Annotated in this window: 7 protein-coding genes and 4 pseudogenes; 4 read left to right on the forward strand and 7 right to left on the reverse strand. The window is 57.9% G+C overall.

The genetic code is table 11. From position 1 onward, the window contains the following. Both C9413_RS21310 and C9413_RS21315 read left to right on the forward strand, forming a co-directional pair. Positions 1–431, forward strand: a pseudogene (locus C9413_RS21310) (recombinase family protein); the annotation flags it as partial. 230 nt (positions 432–661) lie between these two features. Beyond that, positions 662–1,132: a ProQ/FINO family protein gene (locus C9413_RS21315; protein ID WP_040114089.1), complete on the forward strand. Its 471-nt coding sequence runs from the start codon at positions 662–664 to the stop codon at positions 1,130–1,132. A gap of 324 nt (positions 1,133–1,456) precedes the next feature. Here C9413_RS21315 and repC (C9413_RS21320) read toward each other — a convergent pair. The 5 genes and pseudogenes from repC (C9413_RS21320) to repA form a co-directional block, all read right to left on the reverse strand. Further along, positions 1,457–1,781: pseudogene (gene repC, locus C9413_RS21320) on the reverse strand (replication initiation protein RepC); the annotation flags it as partial. Positions 1,782–1,855: 74 nt separating this feature from the next. After that, complete coding sequence (locus tag C9413_RS21325) at positions 1,856–2,590, reverse strand: NYN domain-containing protein (RefSeq protein ID WP_040114088.1); 735 nt, start codon at positions 2,588–2,590, stop codon at positions 1,856–1,858. A gap of 473 nt (positions 2,591–3,063) precedes the next feature. Continuing rightward, positions 3,064–4,266: a plasmid replication protein RepC gene (gene repC, locus C9413_RS21330; protein WP_170250871.1), complete on the reverse strand. Its 1,203-nt coding sequence runs from the start codon at positions 4,264–4,266 to the stop codon at positions 3,064–3,066. A gap of 194 nt (positions 4,267–4,460) precedes the next feature. Next, positions 4,461–5,492 carry a plasmid partitioning protein RepB gene (repB, locus tag C9413_RS21335; protein ID WP_040114422.1) on the reverse strand — a complete coding sequence of 344 codons (1,032 nt, stop codon included), beginning with the start codon at positions 5,490–5,492 and terminating at the stop codon, positions 4,461–4,463. Beyond that, positions 5,489–6,772, reverse strand: coding sequence for a plasmid partitioning protein RepA (gene repA, locus C9413_RS21340; RefSeq protein WP_040114421.1), 1,284 nt, complete (start codon positions 6,770–6,772; stop codon positions 5,489–5,491). Before repA ends, repB begins: the two co-directional genes overlap by 4 nt. A gap of 321 nt (positions 6,773–7,093) precedes the next feature. Here repA and traI point away from each other — a divergent pair, with 321 nt between their 5' ends. Next, the gene (traI, locus tag C9413_RS21345; protein WP_040114420.1) at positions 7,094–7,717 is read left to right on the forward strand and encodes an acyl-homoserine-lactone synthase TraI; all 624 of its coding nucleotides are present in this window, start codon (positions 7,094–7,096) and stop codon (positions 7,715–7,717) included. Positions 7,718–7,727: 10 nt separating this feature from the next. Then, a pseudogene (gene trbB / locus C9413_RS21350) lies at positions 7,728–8,624 on the forward strand (P-type conjugative transfer ATPase TrbB); the annotation flags it as partial. Here trbB and C9413_RS21355 read toward each other — a convergent pair. Continuing rightward, positions 8,622–9,011, reverse strand: a pseudogene (locus C9413_RS21355) (S26 family signal peptidase); the annotation flags it as partial. The pseudogenes trbB and C9413_RS21355 sit on opposite strands and share 3 nt — an antisense overlap. Further along, on the reverse strand, positions 9,008–9,555 hold a 548-nt coding region (locus C9413_RS21360), incomplete at its 5' end, for a BID domain-containing protein (protein ID WP_170250872.1). The gene C9413_RS21360 and the pseudogene C9413_RS21355, both read right to left, overlap by 4 nt.

Below are 9,555 nucleotides of genomic sequence, written 5' to 3' on the forward strand. Positions count from 1 at the left end.
CGGTCCGCGCTATCTCAGCCGCCCGCAATCGGGCTTATCTGGACGAAGTGATCTCATCGGCGCAGACATGGCTGCCAACCGTACGCCAGCTGCGACCGCAACACAGTTGGGATAATGTCGTGCGGATACTCAATCGCAAAGGTCACGACTGGACGGTCGAACGCTTGCGTCGGGCAATCCACCGGATGGTGCGCGAGAGACTCGCCGAGCCAGAATTGCTCGGCCGCTCTCCTCGCCGGCCGCCGGAGGACAATCTGATGAAGCTGGTCGCTGCGATCGCGATCGCCGATCCTGATCTATCGCTGCGCGAAATTGCTGCGCAATTGGACCAGATGCATGAGCGGCCGCCGCGTGGTGGCCGGAAATGGCAACCGTCTTCTGTCAGGGCACTGTTGGATGAAGCGCGCCGCTTCGGTCTCTTTCGCCCATAAGAGCCAGTTCAGAAGGCTACCGAGTCGGGCGGGTGCCTCCGCTTGGTAAAAATCTTAATCCACGCCGGGCTTGCCGCGAATTGCTTATTTCCGGCATTTCCGTAACTTTTCAAGTGCGCTGGAACTATGTCGAAAACGCCTATATCGCCGGGGATCGCTAGAAGATAGAGCTGCTGTCAACGTCCCTTCACAATCGATCCGTAGTGACAAGAAGCGCAAGGTAGGAGCTCATGGACAAACCCTGGACCGTCAGCCACGGACCCATTATTGCAACAGAGTTCGATGTTCAAAAGGCAGAGGCGATCAGCGTACTGCTCATCCGTCCGATCGACATTCTTCCCAGTAAACCAGGCGATCAGATCCGTCCCTTCGCGCTTGGCCTCTTCAACGATATCCGCGCGCTGGTAAAGCCTGATGTCGGGGCCACGGCATTGCGTCGAGCCGTTGGCTCATTTGTCCATTCGAAACGGTACTATTTCGCGAGTGGCCAACCAGACTCGATGCGCCATGACATCAACGGAAAACCCGTGGAACCACTTTCGATCGCCGACCGACTTGTTGCGCAGCGACGCTTTCTCAACCTGAAACGAAATAACGACGAGAATAGCGCCTCTGGTATCGAATCGGCCCCATCCCCAGCTCCCCCAAGTAAGACTGAGCAGATCCGCACCGCCCTTCTCAGACGGGATACACAGACCTAACGAGAGCCACCCAAATCGGCTTGGTAGGCAGATTTCCCCGTTCTGCACGTGGAGAATCTTGTCGATGAAGAGCCGGAAGGCGGAGCGGTTTTGTGAGGGCCGGTAGTGTGCGTTGGCGAATCCACGCAAGGAAAAGACGTTGATTGGCTTTTCTCCCGGCGGATGCGCGCGGCTCGGTTTCGGCATCGAAATCTGCTTTGCCGGCACCTAGCTCGGAGGCCCAGCGCTTCCGTCTTTAGGTTGCCAAGAATGGGGCGTGGCTTTGAGGATACCAAAACCCTGACAGCTGTCAGGTCTGACAGCTGTCAGGGTTTTCATCGATCCTCAACCGATTTTCTGACCAGTGCCTCCGTTCGCTCTTAGCAGCGCCTTGAGGACCGGGCCTGAGGGAAAATTCGCGCGCTTCGTCTTCGAAGCTAGATCTCGCAGATATCCACCAGCCGCCCTGCCCGCTCAAGAATGCGGGCGATCGTGGTGGCCCCATTGCCTCACAAGCTTCCTGATAGGCGGATCGGCTAACGCCAAGCATCGATCGCACGATGACGGCCGCCGCCATCAGATCCCGCCACCTCTCTACCGCTCCGCCAGGCCCTTATGCCGCGATTACGGGGCACGCCCTCAACACACTACTCAGCGGAAATGCCTTCAGCTGCACCTTCATCCGTTCGTGGGCGTCGCCGGGAATTTCCACGCGCTACCCTTGGCTCATCCGTCTCAGTTTCCCTATTTTTTTCCTCGTTGCTTCAGACGAATGCTGACGGGACGCCCCTCGGCCTGCTGAACGTCGAACTGGTTCGTCTTACGGATAAGGTCGCTGAGTTTTCGGAAACCGAAGGTGCGGGGATCGAAGTCCGGCGCAAGGTTCAGAAGCTGCTTGCCGACGGTGCCGAGATTGACCCAGCCGTCCTCGGTATCCTCCTGCGACAGCACCTTCTTGATCAACGGCACGGCGGTGGTCGCCGGCTGCAGTGGCTTGTCGGGGGACGCGGTATTCTGCTCATCCTTGACCGTCCCGGGAACGAGGTTTTCGGTATAGACGAACCGCCGGCAGGCTTGGCGAAAACTCTCAGGCGTCTTCTGCTCGCCGAAACCGAAAACGTCGACCCCTTGCTCGCGTATACGAGCGGCCAGCCGTGTGAAATCGCTGTCGGAGGAGACCAAACAGAACCCATCGAAGCGGCCGCTGTGCAGCAAATCCATGGCATCGATCACCAGAGTGATATCGGAGGCATTTTTCCCAGTTGTGTAAGCGAACTGCTGCTGCGGTATGATCGCATGCTTTGCCAGAACGTCCGCCCACCCCTTGGAGCGCGTGCCGGAGAAATCGCCATAGATGCGACGCACGCTCGCCTCACCGATCTTGGCGACCTCTTCGAACAGCCCGTCGGCGATCTTGGCCGAAGTGTTGTCGGCATCAATCAGGACCGCCAGGCGCGGCGACCGAGTTTCAGACGGCATTGCGTTTCCTCATATTCCAAACGGGCTGAAATCTACCAGCAGGACACGATTCAAACCAGCCAAACACCTTCGTCAAGCCCCGGCCCTGACGCAAAGGCTGGTCGGACATATCGGTGCTTTCGACGGAGAGACCAACATCAATAATGTCCGCAAGCGACGAATTGCGAGCGGGCGACGCAATAGTAATATAACCGCATCGACGTCACTTAGTTTGAAAATAGTCTGGCTTGCCAGGTGACATTCAGGCGAGGCGGTTTTGTGGTGACCGGTAGTGTGCGTTGGCGAACCCACGCTAGGAAAAGGCGTTGATTGGTTTTTCTCCCGGCGGAGGACTCGGCTCGGTTTTCGGTAATCGAAATCTGTTTGCCGGCACCTAGCTCAGGTGGCCCCAGCTTCCGTCTTTTGGTTGCCAAGAATGGCATGGCTTGGAGAATTCCGAAACCCTGACAGCTGTCAGGGTTTTCACTCGATCCTCAACCGGTTTTCTGGCCAGAGCCTCCGTTCGCTCTTAGCAGCGCCATGAGAACCGGACCGAGGGAAAATTCGTCACGCTTCGTTTTCGAAGTTAGATCTCGCAGATATCCACCAGCCGAGTTGATGTGCCCTGCCCGCTCAAGAATGCAGGCGATCGTGGCGGCTGCATTTTCCGGTCCCATGGCATCACAAGCTTCCTGATAGGCGGACGGGCTAACGCCCAGCATCGATCGCACGGTGACGGCCGCCGCCATCAGATCTCGCCAGCTCCCTACCACTCCGCCAGGACCGTATGCCGCGATTTCAGGGCACGCCCGCAACACCATACCCAGCGGAAACGCCTTCGGCTGCACGTTCGTCCGTTCTCTCGGAATCGCGCCCTGCTCAGTTCTTGAGCTAGGTTCAAGTTCATTAATGGATTCGGTATCTGAATTCTGTATGTGGCGCTCATAGTGAGCATCATTGGTGCTATTATTTTCTGCTTTTTGCTGCAGATCCAATGTGTTGAGGATTTCTTCCTGCAACATATTCATTTCGTCGAGCAGGTCGCCCAGATCGGACGGCGTCGGGGAACGAGGTATGCGGCCGACCAACTCAACATATATAGCCTCAATTTTCTCCCAATCCCCATCCGCACCCTCTTCGATCGCGGCAGTGATGAGCTTGCGGACATCCCGCCGGCATATAGTGAGGTTTTCCTTCGCCCTTTTGAACGCTTTCCGATCCGCAGCAACTTGCTGCGCCATCTGAGCAAGTTCCTCGGAGCGCATGAGGAGCGGCGACAGATCGAATCCAAATGCGCTCTCGATAGCGCCGGCCCTGTCTTTGCGCGCGTAGCGCTTGCCGTTGGCGCTGTCCTTCCGAAGAATCAACCCAGCCTCGACTAGGAATGCTAGATGTCGGCGAAGCGTGGCACCCGCTATGCCGTGCGCACGAAGTGTGAGCTGAGCGTTCGACGGGAACACGACAAGCCCGGCGTCCTGACGCAGCTCATTTTCGGGATAGAAGCTCAAAAGAGCGTCTAGAATCGCCAAGCTGCGATCCTGGAGGCCGAGCAGTTCGCGCGCTGTGGAAACGTCGCGGAATATCTTCCATTTATCTGCCGACTTGCCCGACTCGATCTTTGTGGCGAGCTGCCGTTTCACCAGGGCAAGCGTTACCGGCCGCCGCCCAAAGGGCGTCGTCACGAGCTCACTTTGCATTTTCCTTCACCTTCTAAGAGGCAAAAGAAAGCCGCTCACCAAAAACGGTGCCAAAGACTCTTGACTAGGATTCGGGGAAATGCGATTCTCTAGTTGTCACACAGAGAGAGAGGCTTCCACGACGGCAACGTTTGGGGGCCTTTTTCTTTTGCTACACTTCCTTTCCTCACTAAGCTCCAAAACCCTGACAGCTGTCAGGAATTCTCGTTTTCTCGCAGGCGGGCAAAACGCTCAGTAAGCGCTGGGAGCTCCGCCTCAACAAACTTCAAAAACTCGATACCGAGTGATCCCTCGGCCGAAATTCGAACTTCTTTCGAGGACATCGATAAGGCGCCGAGCTTTGTGCCGCTCTTGTCTGTAATCGGGCTCGGCTCCCGACGCCCACTCGCTGCCGGCTTGATGGCGTTCAACGCACGCTGAAACCTCTGATCGGAGGTCTCAGCCGCATCGCCATTCTTAACCAATGTCGCCCGCAGGGCATCAAGCGTTCCAGAGTCGCCCGCAACCGTCTTGGCAAGCTCGAGCCAGCGTGGCCGCCCTACCTTAGGCGCCCGCCCAATGGCCTCAATGATATCCGCGGGAATGATCCTGTAGACATTCCGCATCCGTGCCAGTTCGGCGTCTTCGATCGAAAGCGCGGCGTAGATGTGGCGCGGCTTGATCCCCGCAACATCCATTCTCGATGCAAATAGCGCGCGCTCGATCCAGGTCAGGTCTTGGCGACTCGCGTTTTCGATACCTTGTGCGAGAACGAGGTCGAGGTCGGTAATCTCCACCTCGATGGCTCGAACGGGCTTGCCGAGCTGCTTGGCAGCAAGCCAGCGCCGGTGACCGTAGACGATCTGATACCGTCCGGCTAACGACGGGTGTTTACGGACCTGGACGGGAACTTTTTGTCCCTCAGTCTCAATCGACCGCTTGAACGCCTCAAAACTCGCTCCGTCATCATCGGGCAGCCTGTCTGGGTAAGGGGAGGGGTCAATGAGAGAAGGATCCAGCTCTCGAACCGCACCGCCGCCCGCCTCGACAAGAGCCTTCAACCGATCTCGCTCTGATCTGATGTCGTCGATTGCCCGGTGGGCCGCGCCAATGACACCAGCCCCGACACGATTGCCGGAAGGCAGAGCCGGAGGCTCAGGCTGCTGGTCAGTTGTCTGGCTATTCTCCAGCTCTGCGGAAAGCAGCCCGAAGCTGGCGACAATGGACTTGCGGGGTGATTTGCTCATGTCCGCCCCCAGCTATCGTTGATGAGGCGAACTATCGCCTCGTTTACGGCGTCTACCGCCTCACGAGCGCGTTTTTGAGTATCACGACCGATTTGTCCCATCTCGAGCTCGTATATCGAACGTTTTGCTAGGCCGGCGGCCTCGACCGCAGTGCTCTCGATGGCGGTCGGCAAAAAGACATCAGCGCCGAACAAGTGCCTAAGCATCGCGACGACCTGTGACTGCGGAGCGTCATTTGGGTTGTGCCGTGTTACCAAGTAACGGATGAAATCCTGATCCAGCTGGGCGCCGCTCTCGTTGAGGACACTAATCAGATCGCCCATCATGAGAAGAAACTGGCTCATCGATGCGACGTCCAGCATGGCCGGATGGACCGTTATGATCATGCTCGTCGCCGCGTATATCGCGCTCAGGGTTAGAAAGCCGAGCGACGGCGGAGTATCGAGGATCACGAGATCGTAGTCCGTCTCGACTTCCGAAAGGGCTAGCTTCAATCGCTCGAAGAAGATTGCGCCCGAGCTCGACTTATTCGCCAAAACCCGTGGCGTTTCGTGCTCATACTCCATGACTTCCAGATTTCCCGGAATGAGGTCAATGCCATCGAAGTATGTCTTGCGGATGATATCGCGGATTGGACGACGTTCGGTCTCATCGTAGCGCAGGGCGGCGTAAATCGTTTCATTTGACCCAACGTCGATCTCTGGCTGAGCACCAAACATAGCGGACAGGGATGCTTGAGGATCCAAATCCAGTGCAAGGACGCGGTAACCGTGAAGCGCGAGATAATGGGAGAGATGAACGCAGGTCGTGGTTTTTGCGCTGCCGCCCTTAAAGTTGGCTATTGCAACGACCTGGAGATGCTCGCCGGCGCGACGGCGAGGAAGGAATCGCAAGGCGTCCGCAGGTTTCTGCATTGCGAACAACTCACGCAGCTCATTGATCTGGGCCAGCGTGTAGACGCGATGGTTATTCTCCAGCCTGCTGGGAACCGGTCCACGTCCTTCGGTAGACATGAGCTTCAGGGTGGAATCGGGTATAGACGTGAGCTTCGATACTTCATTGGTCAGAAACGGACGCAGGATCTTTTCCGACTTTGGAGGATACATGCGAGTTCTGAGCTGCTGCAATTGCCCGGACAGAAGCCCTGCGTGACGCATGATTTTGCCGCCAGCATCTTCCTTGGAGCCGACAACTGATTCTACTCGGTTTGCTATCGCCATCTGTTCCTCTTGGCGGCCTTCAACCGGTTTACCGGCCATTGCCCGCCAGAGATAGAACATGATTCTCCCAAACGCGTCCAGAAGTTTAGAGTTAACAAGTGGTTAAAGGCTTGGGAATGATGCACAAGCGGTTTTTCCGATTTTTGTATTTCCGCTCCGAGGGTTAGCCCAGCTCTCCTATGTCCTTGATCTCGAATTGTTCTCCTGTGAATCCTACAAGTAACGAACGCGAATGAGCTGGCAGACCACCATGGGATGTCATCGCACTTTCGACAAATGGGCGATGCGGCACAGCTGAACCGACCTTGTAGAATTCGACAACTGCCGCACCGCTTCGATCCGTGCTCATTTCCCAGCCGTCATTCAATGACGGAGAAAATCATGCATATGATCGCTATCTCTACCGCAAGGACTCATCGCGAGCACCAGCTCCTCGATGCCCACCACTCCTTGCGGGCACATGTCTTTTCCGATCGGCTCGGCTGGGAGGTCGACGTTGTCGATGGCCGAGAGGAGGATTCGTTCGACAATCTCCGGCCCGTTTACATCCTCGCGGTCTCTTCCGACAACCGCGTTGCGGGCTGCGCCAGGCTTCTTCCAACCCTGGGTCCAACAATGGCCGAAAACGTCTTTTCGTCGCTCCTTCCAGGAGGACGGCTCCATGCCCATTCGGCGATGATCGAGAGCTCCCGCTTCTGCGTAGACACGACGCTTACGGAGAGAACGGGAGACGGGTCGGTCCATGAGACGACGCTGACCATGTTCGCAGGCATCATCGAATGGTGCGTGGCGAATGGCTACACCGAGATTGTCACTGTGACTGACGTTCGATTCGAGCGGATCCTCGCTCGTGTCGGATGGCCGCTGCAGCGTTTGGGTGAGCCCAAGAAGATCGGCATGACGATAGCCGTGGCGGGCACGCTGCCCGCCAATGCGGACATATTCCTTAAGCTTCGCCCCTCCAATTATCGCTCTGAAGTCACCCATCTCAGCCAATCAGCGTAAGGAGAAATCCGTGAACCAGCTTCGTTCGCACCCGCGGCTTGTCCGCAAAATTCAGGAGGCGCTCGGCGATCAGCTATGCGTTGCGCTGAACGACAAAAATGTCGTTGAGATCATGCTCAATCCGGACGGAAGGCTGTACATCGAACGACTCGGTCATGGCGTTGCTCCCGCCGGCGAAATGTCCGCAGCCGCCGCAGAAATGGTGATCGGAACCGTGGCGCATGCGCTTCAGTCCGAAGTCGGCCCGGAACAACCGATCATCTCCGGCGAACTGCCGATCGGCGGCCACCGCTTTGAAGGGCTCTTGCCCCCCGTGGTCGCCAACCCTGCCTTCACCATCCGCCGTCGTGCCTCGCGCCTCATTCCGCTTGAAGACTATGTGGGCTCTGGCGTGATAAGCGGGTATCAGGCGTCCACGATCCGCAGTGCAATCTCTTCGCGCTTGAACATTGTTATTTCCGGGGGAACCGGTTCAGGCAAGACGACGCTCGCAAACGCAGTTATCGACGAGATCGTCAAATCCGCGCCGGAGGATCGGCTCGTCATTCTTGAGGACACTGCGGAAATTCAGTGCGCGGCTGAAAACGCCGTTCTCCTGCATACCAGCGATACGGTCGACATGGCGCGGCTCTTGAAGAGCACCATGCGCTTGCGTCCCGACAGGATCGTCGTGGGTGAAGTCCGTGACGGCGCTGCGCTCACTTTGCTTAAGGCCTGGAATACCGGCCACACTGGTGGCGTCGCGACCATCCATTCCAACACTGCAATGTCGGCGCTCCGCCGCCTTGAGCAACTGACCGCCGAAGCCAGCCAACAGCCGATGCAGGAGGTGATCGGCGAGGCGGTCGATCTCATTATCTCGATCGAACGGACGGCAAGGGGCCGGCGCGTTCGCGATGTCATTCAGATCGGACAAAGGGACCGGTCGCCCATCGATCGTCACGCCGGCGCCGATTTCGACATGCTGCCCGGCAACGGCGACGACCGACTTGATGAGCGGCGCGATGCCGCCTGGGCACGTTCCGGAGCGGAGATAACCACGCTCTCTCGCCGCCATCATCACCGCAGTTTGCGGAGGGCAAATGAAGACAAGGTCTCCGGCAGCAGCCGGGCGATCGAGCGCCACGATACGCCAGAGGCCGAGGGGTTCGCTCGGTGTCAGGTTGACGCGGAAACCGCCGACGATTGCGGAAGCAACACCGCCGCCAACGATGGATGCCACCAAGGCCAAGAGCACGACTGCATGCGCCCTTGGAGCGCGTCGCGTCCCAAACGCAAACACGGATGTCTTCATTTGAGCGAGAGCCCCTGGCTCTTCGTCTGACGCAGGGTCTCCGCTTGCTTCAGCGCCTCGGTCGTGCGCTCATGCGCGGCGAGCTGCTGCACCGTCCGCATCGAATTCCACGCCGATTGCACCTCCGCCTTCTGTCCGGCAGTCATTCCCGACGTGACGGCATTGAAGGTCTGTCCACTGGGGTCCTGCGCCGCAAGCGACAGGAAGGTCCGCTCGCCGAAACGGTCCGATACCGCCTTGGCGAAACCCTCCAGTTCCGCCTTCACCATTTTGTCGGCGAGCGCATATTCGAGGCCGGCGGGCAGATCGGTTTGGGCGATCGCGTCGCGAACGCGGTCCCATGTCTGTTTTGCGTTTGGCGCCAGTGCGGGAATATCGATCGCGACGTTCAGACGGACGGCACGTTCTTCGACCTCGAACTTGCGTTCCGCCTCCTCCCGCTTGCGCAGATAGCTCTCAAGGTTACGAGCCAGCGCCGGCGCATTCGTTTGTGCCTTTTCTCGCTCCTGCTTGTCGGCGCGGCTGGCGAGGATCCCGGTTTTGC

The organism is Rhizobium sp. SEMIA 4085, assembly GCF_013004495.1.
GTDB lineage: Bacteria > Pseudomonadota > Alphaproteobacteria > Rhizobiales > Rhizobiaceae > Rhizobium > Rhizobium gallicum.